We start from the raw sequence: 15,995 nt of genomic DNA, 5'->3' as shown, positions 1-15,995 counted from the left end.
CACTCTCCCAATTTTGTTTGTACATACAACAATATTTCTACAGAAAGCGCAGCCGTTACTGCCGCTCCAGCTTTTCGCTCGATTGTTCCGTTTCCAGGGTCAATCGCTGCGCCAGCTCCGGTCCGAGCAACGCTTCATACCGCTCTTTCAAGCTCTTCGAGGCTTGGCGGATCGTACCCTCCAGCGCGCGGCTCTTCTCGGTCGGATAGACGTGCACCGTCTTGCCCTGCCCCTTGCGCTCTACGAGCTGCTTGCCCTCGAGCTTATCGATGAATCGCGTCAGCGTGGAGGCGGTAACGGACAGCTTCTCGGACAGCTCCTTCTGGGAAATGCCGGGCTCCCCATTCACGAGCCGGATCAAGTAGCCGTACATCGGAGTCAATCCAGTCGGCGCGAACTCTTCCTCCGCCAGCTTCGTGATCGCCCGTCCCAGCCGATTCGCCGTGAAGAACAAGCAGTTGTGCAGGAATGCTTCGTCCATTTCGATCTCTCCTTCCGCTAACGTTTGTATGTACAACTAATATATCCGCAGGCCGAGTCTACTGTCAACCATTTGTTTCCGGTATAATGAAAGTCAAACAAACACGGCCTGCACCTGTTCGCAAAGAGCACGGCAGGACAGGACGGTCCTACCCGACGGTGATACGATGAGAACCATTGGAGGTGATGCGGATGGACGCGCTGATACGGATGCAAGAGGCGATTGACGCCATGGAGCGCCTAATGGAGGAACGGCTCGATATGGAAGAAATCGCGAAGGTCGCTTACATGTCGCCGTTTCATTTTCAACGTATGTTCCATATGATTACCGGCATGACGGTCGCGGAGTATACGCGGAAACGAAAGCTGACCATGGCGGCGCAGGAGCTCGCCCTCACGTCGGCGAAAGTGGTCGAGATCGCGCTCAAGTACGGCTACGATTCCCCGGAGTCGTTCACCAAGGCGTTTCGCAAAATTCACGGGATCCCTCCGTCCGAGGCCCGTCAGCCCGGCGTCCCGCTGAAGGCGTTCCCCCGCATCTCCTTCCACTTATCGCTGGAGGGAGATCAAGATATGGATTATCGCATTGTGGAGAAAGAAGCGTTTACCGTGGTAGGCAAATCGATCGAGGTGACATGCAAGGACGGGGAGCAGTCGAGGGAAATTGCACGGCAGTGGCAAGCGTGCCACGCGGACGGCACCATCGCGAAGCTAGGCTCCGTGGCGGCGGGCGGCCTGCTGCTCGGCGTATGCCTCGACATGAAGCCGGAGACCGGCGACCTCACATATATGATCGCGGCCGAGGCTGACCCCGCCAAGCTCGGAGCGGGGTACAGCCAGCGTACGATCCCCTCCTCGGCCTGGGCGGTCTTCACCGCTGTGGGACCGGTGCCCTGGTCCATCCAAAGTATGTTCGGCCGCATCTTCCAGGAGTGGTTCCCCGGTACCGGCTTCGAGCATTCAGGCGCGCCTGAGATGGAGGTCTACCCGCCCGGGGATACGACGGCGGACGATTACCGGTGCGAGATTTGGATCCCGATCGTGAAAAAGGCTTGACGGCCTGCACAGACAAAACGCCCTGGGCAACTACGCTGCCCAGGGCTTCTCTACATTATGGGGCTGTGTCCGGCCAAGCCCCTTCAATCAAGCTGTCGGCCAGAGGACGGCGGCTGTTCGGCACTTCCCGGTCCCGGAACGACTCATGGAGCGTTTCCTTCTCGCCTCGATACCCGAGTGCGACGACGGCATGAAGCTCGACGTCGTCCGGCACATGCAGGATACGGCGCGCGATCTCCCGGTCGAAGCCGCCGACGGCACGCGTCGACAAGCCGAGCAAGGCCGCCTGCAGCGCCAGGATGCCCCAGGCCGCGCCCGTGTCGAACGCATGAGCGCCGTTCGGCTCGCCGTTCGCGTTCAGCTTGTGGGAAGCGAGCAGGATGAGGACAGGCGCGCGATCCGTCCACAGGCGATTCGTAGGCCGGATGAACGCCTGAAACCGTTCCCGCTCCTCCCGGGTGCGGGCAACCACAAAGCGCCAAGGCTGCAGGTTGCTGGAGGATGGCGCCCAGCGGGCGGCCTCCAGTACGGTATGCAGCGCCTCGTCGGATACGGCGCGATCGGAGAAGGAGCGAGAGGACCAGCGGTTCAGAATCCAGGGGCTGACCGGATAATCGGCGTGCCGGTGGGCTTGCACTTCTTCGAGCAGGCGTTCGGTCAGATTGACAGATGGTAGGCTCATAGCATATTCGCTCCCTCTTTGCTAAAAATGAACTGCGTTATTTCAAGATCCAGGCGTTCAAATCGAAATCCTTCTCCGCCAGCTTCTCCTCGACCAGGAACTTCTTCGTGCCGTCCAACAGCTTGACGCCGTCCTCCGTGAACGGGGTATCCTTCAATTGGCTGATCGGGGACACTTGCTTGTTCAGCTCCACGGAGTAACCGTTCAACTGCGACAGGAAGGCGTAATATTCGTCCGGCTTCGCCTTCAGGTCGTTCAGCGCCTTCAGCCGCGCCTCGTTCCATATTTTCGGGAAGTCCGGGAACTTCTTCAGGTACTCCTCGGAGACGACCGTCGCGCTCGTGCCGATCAAGTTCGGATGCTTCGTCGCGTCGTCGAGGAGCGGATAGCCCTGCTCGATCTGCTTCAGCGCGAAGATGGCGCTGTTGGTCATCGCGTCGACCTCGCCGCGGGCGAGCGCCGCTTCCCCGTCGGGCCGGAGCATATGGATGAACTTCACGTCCGTGATGTTCTGCTCCTTCAAGAGCCCCACGATATACCGATGCATGAACGACCCCTTCTGGATGGCGATCGTCTTGCCCTTCAGATCCGCGAGCGTCTTGGGTCCGTTCTTCTTGCCGATCAAGTAGCCGATGCTCTCCGTAGCCCCCTGGGTAATGAGCCTCGTCTTCGCGCCGGTGGACCGGGCCAGCATGGCGGGCGTATCGCCCAGGCTGCCGAAATCGAGCCGTCCGCTGATGAGCGATTCGCTCTGATCGGGTCCATTCGGAAAGCCGGTCAGCTTCACCTCGGTTATCCCGTGCTTTTTCAGCTCCTCCTGAATGATGCCCTTGTAAAAGCCCCAGCCTTCGGCGCCCCCGGGGAAATTCAGCTTATTCGTGCCGATATACCCGTAATTGAGGACTGCCGGCACCTGCGCTTTCCCCGCTCCGCCGCCGGCCGAAGAGGAACCGGTAGAGGGCGTAGTTTGCCCCCCTTCCGCGTTCCCGCAAGCTTGAGCCAGAATCGCGAGGCTGACTAGCGCTATGAATAAGACCAGTAGACGTGTACGACGAATGGTATGGTTTCCTTTCATTCATGAAGCTCCTTCCTAATCTCTTTCCCGATCAAAACCTGCCATCCCTTATGGAATGGCCTTCGTGGCCAATTGATACAAATACTCGTGGGAGGCGACCGGCTTCCTGCCCGGCCCCCAGCCCACCTTCTCCCGATAGCCGCCCAGCAGGCCGCTTTCCTCGAGGGCTTGCTCGGTTACGTGGTCGTTATGCTCCGGATCCGGAGCTACGTACAGCGCATCCGCCGGGCAGTACAGCTCGCACATGAAGCACGTCTGGCAATCGCTCTGCCTCGCGATGACCGGCACGCCGCTCTCGGTGCGGTCGAAGACGTTCGTCGGGCAGACCGACACGCACAGGTTGCAGGAGACGCAGCGCGACTCGCTTACGATCTCGATCATACGACACCCGCCTCCTTCTCCACCTCGGCTGTGCGTACCGAGACTTGGTCCAGGCCGCTCGCGATGAGGCGGAAGCGCTGTGCGGCGTCCAACTGCGGGAAGTCCTCGCGCTTGTGCATGCCGCGCGTCTCCGTGCGGGCCAGCGCCGAGCGGTACATCCAGCGGGCGGTGGCGGTCATCGCAGCCGCTTCGCGGGCTCTCGCGCCTTCCGCGTCTTCCGTGACCGCCTCCTGACGGATGTCGCTCCAGAGGGAATCCAGCCGCCCGAGCGAGCTCTTCAGCCCTTGCTCCGTCCGGAACAGATTCCGGTCGTACGGCGTCACCTCGTCCTGAACGGCCCGGACGTACTGCTCGGTGCGATCCGCCGGCCGGCCGGCGCTCCGGCTCGTGATCGGGCTGGACGAGACGCCGCGCAGGCTGCGCTTGCCCGCCTGAGGCCCCAGCCGTCGGGCATACCCGGCCGCCGCCTCACCGACGAATGAACCGGACGACATCGCCCACGCCGCATTGTGGCTGCCGCCGCCCGTGAAGCCGCCGCAGATCAGCTCGCGCGTCGCGGCGTCCCCCGCCGCATACAGCCCCGGCACCTTCGTTGCGCACGTCTCGTCGACAATATGAATGCCTCCTGTACCGCGCACCGTGCCCTCTAGCCGCAGCGTCACCGGGAACAGGTCCTTGAACGGATCGAGGCCCATCCGGTCGAACGGCAGGAAGAAGTTCGTCTGCCCGTACCGCAGCAGATGGCGGATCTCCTCCGGCGCCTGGTCGAGGCGAGCGTACACTTGCCGGTTCTGCAGCAGGTTGCGGGCGATGACCGAGCGGCCGCGCGTCGAGCCGGCGCCTTCGACGACCGTGCCGTCCTCGTAGTAGAAGGTCGCGTAACGGTAGTACGCCGTCTTCGTCACGGTGGAGAACGTCGGCGCGATCGCATAGGCATTGGAGAACTCCATGCCGGACAGCTCCGCGCCCGCTTCCGCGGCGAACAAGTACCCGTCGCCGGTCAGCACGTTCGTGCCGAGCGCCTTGCTCAGGAAGGCGCAGCCGCCGGTCGCGATAATGACCGCTCCCGCCCGCACGCTCCATGTTTCCCCGCTCTGCGTCCGCACCCCGGAGGCCCCGCCGACGCCATGCTCATCGGCCAGCAGCTCCAGCGCCGGGCTGTGGTCCAAGATTTTCACCCCGGCCTTGAGCACGAGCTTCCGCATCAGTTTCATGTATTCGGGTCCTTGCAGCCCTCTCTGGTACGGCGTTCCGAATTCATCCTTCGGGAACGGGTAACCCCATTCGCCCAGCTTGTTCATATTGTCGTACGTCCGGTCGAGCACCCGATTCATCCAGGCGTTCTCGGCGAGGTGCCCGCCCAGCGTAAATCGGCTCATCTTCGCCTCTTCGCGCAGCTTCTGGTCCGGCTTGACGTACCAGACGCCGGTGCCCGAAGGCGCCGTGGCCCCGCTCGTGCCGCAGTACCCTTTGTCGACCAGGACAACCTTTGCTCCGGACGAAGCGGCCGTTATGGCGGCCCATGTGCCGGCCGGCCCGCCTCCGATGACGAGGACGTCCGCTTCCAACTGAATGCCGTTTGCTAAATTCCCATTGCTCCCATTGCTCCCATTGCTCATTTGATATGCCTCCCAATTCAATTTTTGAAATAGAAATGCCAGGTTTACCCTTGATAGCTTTCCCGCCACTGCAGCCAGCGCCGCTCCAACAGCCGCACAAGCGAATCCACCAGCTTGCCGACTACGGCGAAGATGAGAATCCCGACGAAGATCACTTCGGTATTCGAGTTTTGTTTCGCAAAGTTGATCAGGAAGCCAACGCCCGCCTGGGAGCCGATGAGCTCCGCCACCACGAGCCCGAGCCACGAGAGCGAGAGCGATAAGCGCAGCCCGAGCAGAATGTTCGGCAGCGCCGCCGGCATCACAAGCCTCCATAGCCGCCGGGTGCGGCTGAACTCCAGGACGCGCGCGACTTCGAACAGCTTGTTGTCGACACTGCGAATGCCGAGAAACGTATGAATGTAGAGCGGGAAAAAAGCGCCCTTCGCGATAATCAGCACCTTCGACAGCTCCCCGAAGCCGAACCACAGGATGATCAGCGGGGCAAGAGCCAGGTGCGGGATCATCCGCAGCATTTGTACAGACGGGTCGAGCACGTTCTCCGCGCGCTGGGATAAGCCGACTACGAGTCCGAATGCGAGGCCGAGGCCGCCTCCGAGCAGGAACCCGAGCGCGGCCCGGCCGAGGCTGATCCCGAGATGATGCATGAGCTCCCCGGATCGCAGCAGCTCGAATCCCGCTTCCGCGATCGCGATCGGGGTAGGCAGGAACCGCTGCGAGACAAACCCCCAATCCCCGGCGATTTGCCAAACTACTGCGACTAACAGCGGCAACAGTCCGCCGAGCCACACATCATTCAGCCGCTCCCTCCCTCGAGCGCCGATTCGGCTGCGCTTGACGCCCGGGATCCGCTCCACCGGCCGGGCGAGCACATCCGCCTTGTTGTTGATCACGTCCATCCTCCTCCTTTCTTGTTAACCGCCTGGATAATGATCCCGCCACTGCAGCGACAGCCGCTCCAGCCAGCGAACGAGCGAGTCGGTCAGCTTGCCGACCGCCGCGAAGACGAGAATGCCGACGAAGACGATCGGCGTCTTGGAGAACTGCCGGGCTTCCGACATCAAGTAGCCGATGCCGGAGGTGGAGCCCATGATCTCCGCCACCACGAGGCCGAGCCAGGAGACGCCCAGCGAGATCCGAACGCCCAGCAGGATGTTCGGCAGAGCCGCCGGCAAGACGAGCTTCACGATCTGCTTGCCCCGGCTGAAGCCGAGCACACGGGCTACTTCGAACAGCTTGTTATCCAGATTCCGAATGCCAAGGAACGTATTGATGTAGAGCGGGAAGAAGGCGCCGGTCGCGATCAGCAGCACCTTGGACAGCTCGCCGATCCCAAACCAGAGGACGAACAGCGGGGCGATCGCCAGGTGCGGCACCATCCGGATCATCTGGACGGTCGGATCGAGCGCCTTCTCCGTCTTCCGGAACAGGCCGACCAGCGTGCCGACGATTAGCCCGGCTCCGCCTCCCAGGGCGAAGCCCGCAAGCGCACGCAGCAGGCTCACTTGCAGATGCTCGGCCAGCTCACCGGATGACGCGAGCTTCATCAGGGCTCCTCCGATCTTGAGCGGTGGAGGGAACAGCAGCGTCGAGAGGAGGCCGAGACTCCCGAGCAGCTGCCACACTACGAGCAGCGTCACGGGGAGCAGAGCGCCCACCAGGAAATAACGAAACTTGCGTTTTCGGTTGGTCATAGCTCTCGCCTCCTCGTCAGATGCCGGAGCTGTCGACCAGCTCCAGCTCATCGATTCGCTCGAACTCGCTCAGCACCTTGAGACGCAGCTCCTGGAACGAGACGCTCGCTTTGCGGCGGGGATACGGCAGATCGACGGGGACCACCTTGCGAATCTGGCCCGGACGGGGCTTCAGGATGACGATCCGTCCTCCCAAGTAGATCGCCTCGTCGATGTCGTGCGTGACGAAGATCATCGTCGTCTTGTTCTTCTGCCAGATGTCGATCAGCACTTCCTGCATGTGTGCCCGGGTGAATGCGTCGAGCGCCCCGAACGGTTCGTCGAGCAGCAGCACCTTCGGATTGCGCAGCAGAGCGCGCGCGATCGCCACCCGCTGGGCCATCCCTCCGGAGAGCTCCCGGGGGTACGCCTTCTCGAAGCCGGTCAGCCGGACGAGCTCGATCAGCTCCTCCACCTTCCGCTTCGTGTCCGCGTCTCTTAGCGATAAGTCGGCCGCGATGTTCTTCTCGACGGTGAGCCAGGGGAACAGCCGGGGCTCTTGAAAGATGAATCCCTTGTCAATCCCCGGCCCCGCTACCGGCCGGCCCCCGAGCTGGACGACGCCGTCGTAATCGACATCCAGTCCGGCGATAATCTTGAGCAGCGTGCTCTTGCCGCAGCCGCTCGGGCCGATGACGGTGATGAACTGCCCTTCCTTGATGCCCAGTTCAATGTTCTCCAGTGCCGGAACCGGACCTTTGCTCGTGTGAAACGTCTTGTTCAGCTGGCGGATGTCCAACAGAGGGGCCGCCGATGACGCACTCATAACCATTCCTCCTCTTCTCGATACCCCGGATTAAGCAAAAAAGGCATCCCTATCCTCCTGGATAGGAATGCCTCCGTACAAACGGTCGACTGCGTGCTTGCCATGCGGTTTTGGTTAATTCATATTATTCCAATAGGAATTATTGTATACATGGATTCTACACGGCGGCCTCCGATCTGTCAACGCCTATTTTTTATACGTGCATAATCGGTTCTCGCTGTTCTCATACTATGGCCGGAGTCCCACATCATGGATAAGGAGCCTGTTCATCCCTATGGAAAAAGAGACGCAAGCGCAAACGCTGACGAATCGGCAAGGCCATCCGATCTCAGATAACCAGAATATTCGTACCGTCGGCAACCGCGGTCCTTCGACGCTCGAGAATTATCATTTCCTCGAGAAAATCTCCCACTTCGACCGGGAGCGCATTCCCGAGCGGGTCGTGCATGCCCGCGGCGCCGGCGCTCACGGATATTTTGAAGCGTATGGCAAAGTGGGCGACGAACCGGTCTCGAAGTATACCCGGGCCAAGCTGTTCCAAGATGCCGGGAAGCGCACGCCGGTCTTCGTCCGGTTCTCTACGGTCATCCATGGCGGCCACTCGCCGGAGACGCTCCGCGATCCTCGCGGCTTCGCGACCAAGTTTTACACCGAGGACGGCAACTGGGACCTGGTCGGCAACAACCTGAAGATCTTCTTCATTCGCGACCCGCTCAAGTTCCCGGACATGGTGCATGCGTTCCGACCCGATCCGGTCACGAATCTGCAGAACCCGGAGCGGTTCTTCGACTTCGTCGCCAATTCTCCCGAAGCGACGCACATGGTGACGTTCGTTTACTCCCCGTGGGGCATTCCCGCCAACTATCGTCAGATGCAAGGATCGGGCGTCAATACATACAAGTGGGTCAATCAAGCGGGGGAAGCCGTGCTGGTTAAATACCACTGGGAGCCCGTGAAGCAAGGCATCAAGAACTTGACGGCGCAAGAGGCCGAAGCGATTCAAGCCAAGAACATTCACCATGCCACCCAAGACTTGTACGAAGCGATCGACCGCGGCGATTACCCGGAGTGGGAGCTGTGCGTGCAGATCCTGAGCGATGGCCCGCATCCGGAACTGGATTTCGACCCGCTCGATCCGACCAAGCTGTGGGATCACGAGCGGTTCCCCTTCCTGCCTGTAGGAAAAATGGTGCTGAATCGGAACCCGGAGAACTATTTTGCCGAAGTCGAGCAGGCGGCCTTCGGCACCGGGGTGCTGGTCGACGGACTCGATTTCTCGGACGACAAGCTGCTGCAGGGCCGGACGTTCTCGTACTCGGACACGCAGCGCTATCGCGTAGGGACGAACTACCTCCAGCTGCCCATCAATGCGCCCAAGACCCATGTGGCGACGAACCAGCGGGACGGCCAGATGGCATTCGTCGTAGACAGCGCGCCCGGCCAGAACCCGCACGTGAACTATGAGCCCTCTTCCCTCGGAGGGTTGAAGGAGGCTCCTTCTCCCGGTGCCGAGCATGAGCCGGCGTACAACGATAAGCTCGTGCGCGAGAAGATCAGCCGGCCGAACGACTTCGGCCAGGCGGGCGACACCTATCGCAAGTTCGAGCCGTGGGAGCGCGACGAGCTGGTGGCGAATCTCGTAGATGCACTGAAAATTTGCCACCCGGAGATCCAGTCGAAGATGATCGGCCATTTCACGCAGGCCGATCCGGACTATGGGCGTCGGGTGAAGGAAGGGCTCGAGCAAGCGAAGGCGGACTCGACCCATCTCGGCTCCTCCGCCGGTCGAGAGGGAGCCGAGCTGGCCGAACAGTCCGGCCGCCCTACGGACGGGTATTGATGGGAAACTCAGAAGATTCATAGAATGCACGAATAGGCCGTCCCTCGCCGGGATGGCCTGTTCGGGCCGAGGATGCGATTCGTAACCCTGCCGGTTCGAATAATTCAAGATTCGCGAGGCAATACTACTCCCCATCTTAGTAGGACAGGGTGGCATGCCACGTGAATGACAATCTTAAGCTGCACTCCGACCTGAAACTGAACCTCGACGGCATCCGAACCGGCGTAGGCGGGAGCGACGATCTGATCATCCGCGAGCTTCGGATCGGGCCCGATCACTCGGTTCTGATTGCGGTCCTCTACATAGACGGCTTGACCGAAGAGAAATCGATCCACCAATTCATCTTGGAACCGTTGATTGCTCACGGCACCTCGGAGGGCGAGCCAGAAGACTGGCCTCTTCTGGACCGGCTGAAAAATTCCGTGTTGACCGTCGGGCAGCTCCAGGAGGTGGACGGTCAAGACGCCGTCTTGGACGCGCTCATGAACGGGTATGTCGTCCTTCTCCCGGATGGTCATGCTCGCGGCCTTCAAATCTCCATGGCCGGCTGGGAGCAGCGCGCCGTTTCCGAACCGGTCAATCAGACGGTCATTCGGGGGCCGAAGGAAGCGTTTACGGAGAATATCCGGGTCAACACCGCGCTTATTCGCCGCATTATCAAAACTCCGAAGCTGCTGCTGAAAAATCAGAGGATCGGCCGTGTCACGCATACGAACGTCTCGATCATGTACATCGAAGGGATCGCCTCCGAGATCGCGTTGAATGAATTGACCGAGCGTCTCGCACGCATCGATACGGATTCGATTCTCGAAAGCGGCTATATCGAGGAATTCATTCAGGACGAGACTTATACCCTCTTCCCGACCGTCCAGAATACCGAACGGCCCGATACGGTGGCCGCTTCCTTGCTGGAAGGCCGCATCGCGATCCTGATCGACGGGACCCCGCATGTGCTGATCGTCCCGGCGCTGTTCGTCCAATTCTTCCAATCGGCCGAAGATTATTATCAGCGCGCCGACATCAGCACCCTGCTGAGGATGCTCCGATATTTATGTCTCTTCATCGCCACCCTGGTCCCGGCGCTTTATATTGCCGTTTCAACGTTTCATCAGGAGATGCTGCCCACACCGCTGTTAATCAGCTTAGGCGCTCAGCGGGAGGGGGTACCTTTTCCTACATTCATCGAAGCGATGGTAATGGAGGCCACGTACGAAATTCTCCGGGAAGCCGGAATACGGATGCCCCGGGCCGTCGGACAAGCCGTCTCTATCGTCGGCACGCTCGTCATAGGACAAGCGGCCGTGGAAGCCGGCATCATCTCCGCCGCCATGATCATCATCGTCTCGATCACAGCGATCTCCAGCTACGTCATTCCCGAGTTCGGCATGTCTATCGCAGTGCGTATCATCCGTTTCCTGTTCATGGGACTCGCCGCGGCGTTCGGAATGTACGGCATCTTCCTCGGCATCGCCGCGTTGATCCTGCATCTGAGCAGCCTGAGCTCCTTCGGCGTCCCTTACATGACCCCGATCGGTCCGGTAGTGCGAAGCGATCTGAAGGATGTTCTGGTTCGCGTCCCCCGTCCGAGCATGACGAAACGGCCGGGCATCTTCGCCAAGCTGAATCCGATTCGCGGCCGGCAACCATCGGCCGGGCAGGGGAAGAAAAGAGGCCGCCCGTGAGCCAGAAGCCGTTCCTATCGCTCCTGCTCGCCCTGATTCTCCTGACCCTTCCGGGCTGTTGGGACCGCCGGGAGATGAACGATCTGGCGATCACCGTGGCGATGGGCATCGACCGTGCGGACGGCGAGTACACGGTCACCACTCAAGTCGTTCAGCCGGGGGAAGTGACGGCGCGCAAGGCCGGCAACAGCGGGCAGACTCCGGTAACGATGTATCAGGCCAAGGGAGCGACTCTGTTCGAAGCGATTCGGCGAATGACTATGACGAGTCCGAGAAAGATCTATGGGGCCCATCTTCGCGTCGTTTTAATAGGAGAATCGCTAGCGAGGGAAGGCGTAGGTGAAGCGTTGGATTTGTTGTCCCGGGACTATGAGCTCCGAACCGACTTCTACCTCATGGTGGCCAAGGGATCGACCGCGGCCCAGGTCTTAAACATCTTCACCCCGCTTGATAAAGTGCCCGCCAACAAATTGTACAAATCCCTCCAGACGGCGGAGAAGGCGTGGGCCCCGGCGACGGCCGTCCCGCTCGACCAATTCGTAGCCGACTTGGTTAGCCGGGGCCGAAGTCCGGTGCTCAGTGGGGTTGTGGTGAGCGGAGATGCGGCTAAAGGGACCACCAAACAGAATTTGGATGCAATTTCTCCTCCCGCTCAGCTGGAAAACGCCTATATGGCGGTGTTCCGGAAGGATCGCCTGATCGGTTGGCTGAACGAAGAGGACAGTAAAGGCTATAGCTATATGGTCAATAAAGTGAAGAGCACGGTCGGTCATATCTCTTGTCCGCAGGACGGCCATATCGCGGTCCAAGTTATGCATTCGGAAGCCAAGATGAAAGTGACGTTTCAAGACGGGAAACCGAAGCTTTCGGTCAACCTGCATGTGGAACAGAATGTGGGAGAGGTTGAGTGCCGGATCGATCTGACCCGTCCCGAGACGATTGAGGATTTGGAGAAGAGATCCGAGCAGAGGCTGGAGCAAATCCTCTCCCATGCCCTGAAAACCGCCCAAACGCGATACAAGACGGATTACTTCGGCTTCGGCAATTCCCTGCACCGAAGCAACCCCGCGGCCTGGGAGAAGGTCAAATCCGATTGGGACCGGCGTTTCTCGGAGGCGGACTTCGAGATTAAGGCGGATGTCAAGATCGGGCGAACCGGTACCGTGACGAATTCATTTATGGAAGATCTGGAGGAGTAGAGAACAATGTGGGTGGTGAGTGCTGCCGTAGTATTGGTCGCCGGGGTATGCGCGGCCATCGATTTGCCGACCGTCAAAGCTTCTAAGCGGGATCTATGGGTTTTCACGCCCCTGCTGCTATTGGGAACGGCTTTAGGCATCGCCAAATCCCTGAAGGTGAACATCCCGAATCCGCTCGATTGGATTGCTTTCGTGTTTGGACCGTTTCTCAAGTAAGGAGGACCTCAAAATGCAGGATAATGGAAAAATTTCCCACAGACAATTCATCGTCCTCGTCTACCTCTATTCCGTCGGGACCACGATCTTGGTTATCCCCTCGGGACTGGCGGCTGCCAGCAAGCAGGACGCGTGGCTCGGGGCCGTCGCCGGCATTGCGATTGGCGCGATCATCTTGTTCCTGTATTTCGCCTTGTGGCGGTTATATCCCGGCAAATCATTTGTAGGGATTTGCGAAGCTGTCTTGGGGCGATGGCTGGGCTTTCTGATTGGGTTGATATTCTCCTTCTACTCCTTCATCGGGGCGGCGACCGTCTTGTTTTATGTCGGCGACTTTTTCAAAACGCAGTTCCTTCCGCAGACCCCGCTTGTGTTGATCAACGCCTTTTTTGCCTTTATTGTCGTGATGGGCGTCCGTTTGGGGCTCGAGACGCTTGGCCGCTCATCGGAACTGATGCTGCCGTGGTTCCTCTTCCTCTTCGTCGTCTTGCTGGCTACGCTCGCTCCGGAGATGAAACCCGAGAACATGCTGCCGATCTTCGAGACCGGCTGGATGCCGATGATCAATTCCGGGTTCGACGTTGCGGGAACGGCTTACTTCCCCATCCTGTTCCTGTTCGCCCTGATCCCGAACGTTCAGAACCCGGGCAAAGCCCGGATCGGGATGCTGCTCGCCGCGCTGCTCGCCGGGATAAGCTTCATGCTGATGACCTTGTTGTGCATTTGGATTCTAGGTGCAGATATTACGGCGAGAAGTATGTTTCCCAGCTATGCCCTGGTCAAAAAAATCAACATCGGCAACTTTTTTCAACGGATCGAGGCTGTCATGGCCGGATTATGGTTCGTGACGACTTATTTCAAAACGACGTTTTATTACTACGGCTGGACGTCGAGCTTCTCCGAGCTGCTCCGGTTGAAGAGCTCCCGGACCCTCACGCTCCCGTTCGGCATCCTGCTGGTCGTGTTCTCGATTGTCGTCTACCCCAACACCGTCTACATGCAGAACTGGGACTCCACCGTATTTCTGCCTTATATCATCACGATGTGCGGCGTCATTCCGCTCCTCCTCTTGATCGTGGGAGGGGTGAAGCGGATGATCAACCCGGACGCGTCCCAGCCTTCTTAAAACCGCTCCTTTGACAAAGTTGCAACCGCTTTCCAAAAGGGGGAGTGTAAGGACCCTCCCACGTGCTGGAGGGTCCTTGTGTTGTTCATGCTCCGGCGGACGAACGGGCTACCTTCTCCACCGTCTGTTCGACGGCTTGGCCTGGCCTTGGGCCGACTGCATGACCGGCGTTTTGCCCGCTCCCTCCACCTTGGCGGAGCCTTCGGACTTCGAGGAGCCTTCGGCCTTCCCCGTCGCTGCGGCCTTCCCCGCCACTACGGGCTTCGCGGCCCTTCTCCCTTGCGGAGTCGGTTCCTGCTTGGGGGCCGGTGCCATGTTCACCATCGGATACGGGTGATCCTTCACCTGGGGCACCGTCTTCTTGATCAGCTTCTCGATGTCCTTCAGATACGGCAGCTCTTCATATTCGCAGAAGGAGATGGCGACCCCGCTGTGCCCCGCCCGGCCCGTCCGGCCTATACGATGCACATAAGTCTCGGGAATGTTAGGGAGATTGTAGTTGATGACGTGGGAGAGCTCCTCGATGTCGATGCCCCGGGCCGCGATGTCCGTCGCCACGAGTACGCGCGTCGCCCCGCTCTTGAAATTGTTGAGCGCCGCCTGGCGGGCGTTCTGGGACTTGTCGCCGTGAATGGCCTGCGCCGTGATCTTCGCCTTGGTCAAGCCCTTCGCGACGCGGTCCGCCCCGTGCTTCGTGCGGGTGAACACCAGAGCCGAATCGATCGAGGGGTCTTGCAGCAGCAGGTTTAACAAATTCAGCTTGTTCTCCTTGTCCACCAGATAGACGGATTGCTGGATCCGATCCACCGTCGACGAGACGGGCGTGATCTCCACCTTGACCGGATTGACGAGCAGCGATTGCACCAGCTTGGCGATCTCCGGCGGCATCGTAGCCGAGAAGAACAGCGTCTGTCTCTCCGTCGGCAGCTTGGCGATAATCTTCTTCATGTCGTGGATGAAGCCCATATCAAGCATCCGGTCCGCCTCGTCCAGCACGAGAATCTGCACGTGACGCAGGTCGACGACGCTCTGGTTCATGAGGTCGATGAGTCTCCCCGGTGTAGCGATGACGATATCGGCGCCTCTCTCCAGCGCCTGCTCCTGCGCACGCTGCGACACCCCGCCCACGATCACCGCGCTCCGCAGAGAGGTGTACCGTCCGTACGCGCGGATGTTGTCGTCGATCTGGATCGCGAGCTCCCGGGTCGGGGTCAGGATCAACGAGCGGATCCGGCGCGGCGCGTTCGGCTTCACGGGCTGCTCGCTCAGCCGCTGGATGATCGGCAGCGCGAACGCGGCCGTCTTGCCCGTCCCCGTCTGGGCGCAGCCGAACAAATCGCGGCCTGCCAGCACGGAAGGAATCGCTTGCTCCTGGATCGGCGTCGGTTTCGTATACTGTTCCTCCCGCAGCGCTTTTAGGATGGCGGGAGCAATCTGCAAATCTTGAAATGTCATAAGGTCTCCTTCATGGTCGAGAACTCTATCTACCTATAAGCGTCGTCTCTCGAAACCGTTCCTATACGTCATACCATAGAACGGCGAGTAAGATCAATGGGCAGATTGGGATACCACACTTGGGAACAGAACAACGGGAAGCGATCACTCGCTTCCCGTTCGTGTATTTTAACCTTATTGAACCGATTGCAGATGCTCCTCGAGACGATCCCAAGTTTCGGTAATGCCCTGCTCCATGCCCATCTCGATTACGGACTTGAGCGCTTCGGCAGACTCATAAACCGCATGGCTGACGAGCTTTGTCTTGCCTTCGTGCTCCAAGAAGGTATTCGTGATCAGAGGAGCCGGCATGCCCTCGGCTTCGTTGCCCTCGGCGTCCGAGAAGTAATCCACATAGACGAATTTCTCGGATTGCACGATCTCCTGGTACACCCCTTTGCCCCAAGACTCGAACCCGTAGAACTGCTCTTGGTTCTTGTCAGTGCACTTCATGCAGTAATGCCAGACGCCGCCTGGACGAAAATCGATATTGCAGACCGTGAGCTCCCAGCCGCGAGGCCCCCACCATTTCTTCAAATGCTCGGCTTCGGAGAACGCCCGGAACACCAGCTCGCGCGGCGCCTGGAACACCCGCTCCAGCGTTAACTCCCGTCCGTCTACCTTCGTGATCATCGAACTCGCCATG

The 15,995-nt window shown here is 59.8% G+C and carries 16 protein-coding genes; 6 read left to right on the top strand and 10 right to left on the bottom strand.

Going from position 1 to position 15,995, the window contains the following annotated elements:
- Positions 1-55: 55 nt before the first annotated feature.
- The gene (locus ACI5FR_RS06330) at positions 56-481 is read right to left on the bottom strand and encodes a MarR family winged helix-turn-helix transcriptional regulator (RefSeq protein WP_405451826.1); all 426 of its coding nucleotides are present in this window, start codon (positions 479-481) and stop codon (positions 56-58) included.
- Positions 482-672: 191 nt separating this feature from the next.
- On the opposite strand from ACI5FR_RS06330, the gene ACI5FR_RS06325 reads away from it, so the two are divergent.
- Positions 673-1,536 (top strand): AraC family transcriptional regulator, encoded by an 864-nt coding sequence (locus tag ACI5FR_RS06325; protein WP_405451823.1) that lies wholly within the window; start codon positions 673-675, stop codon positions 1,534-1,536.
- Positions 1,537-1,591: 55 nt separating this feature from the next.
- Here the strand turns inward: ACI5FR_RS06325 and ACI5FR_RS06320 are convergent, their stop codons facing one another.
- From ACI5FR_RS06320 to ACI5FR_RS06290, 7 genes are read right to left on the bottom strand one after another with little or no spacing between them, the layout of a single operon-like run.
- Positions 1,592-2,218: a nitroreductase family protein gene (locus tag ACI5FR_RS06320; protein WP_405451820.1), complete on the bottom strand. Its 627-nt coding sequence runs from the start codon at positions 2,216-2,218 to the stop codon at positions 1,592-1,594.
- A 37-nt stretch (positions 2,219-2,255) separates the two neighbouring features.
- Positions 2,256-3,293, bottom strand: a complete 1,038-nt coding sequence (locus ACI5FR_RS06315) for an ABC transporter substrate-binding protein (protein WP_405451817.1) — start codon at positions 3,291-3,293, stop codon at positions 2,256-2,258.
- A gap of 48 nt (positions 3,294-3,341) precedes the next feature.
- Positions 3,342-3,674, bottom strand: coding sequence for a 4Fe-4S binding protein (locus ACI5FR_RS06310; RefSeq protein WP_405451814.1), 333 nt, complete (start codon positions 3,672-3,674; stop codon positions 3,342-3,344).
- Positions 3,671-5,293 (bottom strand): FAD-dependent oxidoreductase, encoded by a 1,623-nt coding sequence (locus ACI5FR_RS06305; RefSeq protein WP_405451812.1) that lies wholly within the window; start codon positions 5,291-5,293, stop codon positions 3,671-3,673. Before ACI5FR_RS06305 ends, ACI5FR_RS06310 begins: the two co-directional genes overlap by 4 nt.
- 44 nt (positions 5,294-5,337) lie before the next feature.
- A complete protein-coding gene (locus tag ACI5FR_RS06300) occupies positions 5,338-6,192 on the bottom strand; it encodes an ABC transporter permease (protein ID WP_405451809.1) in 855 nt (284 codons plus the stop codon).
- Positions 6,193-6,207: 15 nt separating this feature from the next.
- The gene (locus ACI5FR_RS06295) at positions 6,208-7,038 is read right to left on the bottom strand and encodes an ABC transporter permease (RefSeq protein ID WP_405451806.1); all 831 of its coding nucleotides are present in this window, start codon (positions 7,036-7,038) and stop codon (positions 6,208-6,210) included.
- Entirely contained in the window at positions 7,004-7,792 is a 789-nt protein-coding gene (locus ACI5FR_RS06290; protein WP_405451803.1) for an ABC transporter ATP-binding protein, read from the bottom strand. The genes ACI5FR_RS06295 and ACI5FR_RS06290 overlap by 35 nt, the downstream gene beginning before the upstream one ends.
- A gap of 274 nt (positions 7,793-8,066) precedes the next feature.
- On the opposite strand from ACI5FR_RS06290, the gene ACI5FR_RS06285 reads away from it, so the two are divergent.
- The 5 genes from ACI5FR_RS06285 to ACI5FR_RS06265 all read left to right on the top strand — a co-directional run bounded on the left by ACI5FR_RS06285 (position 8,067) and on the right by ACI5FR_RS06265 (position 13,855).
- Positions 8,067-9,632, top strand: coding sequence for a catalase (locus tag ACI5FR_RS06285; protein ID WP_405451800.1), 1,566 nt, complete (start codon positions 8,067-8,069; stop codon positions 9,630-9,632).
- Positions 9,633-9,793: 161 nt separating this feature from the next.
- Complete coding sequence (locus tag ACI5FR_RS06280) at positions 9,794-11,314, top strand: spore germination protein (RefSeq protein WP_405451797.1); 1,521 nt, start codon at positions 9,794-9,796, stop codon at positions 11,312-11,314.
- A complete protein-coding gene (locus tag ACI5FR_RS06275; protein ID WP_405451794.1) occupies positions 11,311-12,513 on the top strand; it encodes a Ger(x)C family spore germination protein in 1,203 nt (400 codons plus the stop codon). Before ACI5FR_RS06280 ends, ACI5FR_RS06275 begins: the two co-directional genes overlap by 4 nt.
- A 6-nt stretch (positions 12,514-12,519) precedes the next feature.
- The gene (locus ACI5FR_RS06270; RefSeq protein ID WP_405451792.1) at positions 12,520-12,729 is read left to right on the top strand and encodes a hypothetical protein; all 210 of its coding nucleotides are present in this window, start codon (positions 12,520-12,522) and stop codon (positions 12,727-12,729) included.
- A 13-nt stretch (positions 12,730-12,742) separates the two neighbouring features.
- On the top strand, positions 12,743-13,855 hold the full coding sequence (locus ACI5FR_RS06265; RefSeq protein ID WP_405451789.1) for a GerAB/ArcD/ProY family transporter: 1,113 nt from the start codon (positions 12,743-12,745) through the stop codon (positions 13,853-13,855).
- Between the two features lie 108 nt (positions 13,856-13,963).
- Here ACI5FR_RS06265 and ACI5FR_RS06260 read toward each other — a convergent pair whose 3' ends face one another.
- Both ACI5FR_RS06260 and ACI5FR_RS06255 read right to left on the bottom strand, forming a co-directional pair.
- Positions 13,964-15,310 (bottom strand): DEAD/DEAH box helicase, encoded by a 1,347-nt coding sequence (locus ACI5FR_RS06260; protein WP_405451786.1) that lies wholly within the window; start codon positions 15,308-15,310, stop codon positions 13,964-13,966.
- Positions 15,311-15,484: 174 nt separating this feature from the next.
- Entirely contained in the window at positions 15,485-15,994 is a 510-nt protein-coding gene (locus ACI5FR_RS06255) for an SRPBCC domain-containing protein (RefSeq protein ID WP_405451783.1), read from the bottom strand.
- Position 15,995: the final 1 nt, after the last annotated feature.

It is taken from the genome of Paenibacillus sp. HJGM_3, assembly GCF_045062745.1.
Classification (GTDB): Bacteria; Bacillota; Bacilli; order Paenibacillales; family NBRC-103111; genus Paenibacillus_AA.
Note: the sequence above shows the minus strand (reverse complement) of the source record. Positions and strands in the feature narration are given on the sequence as shown.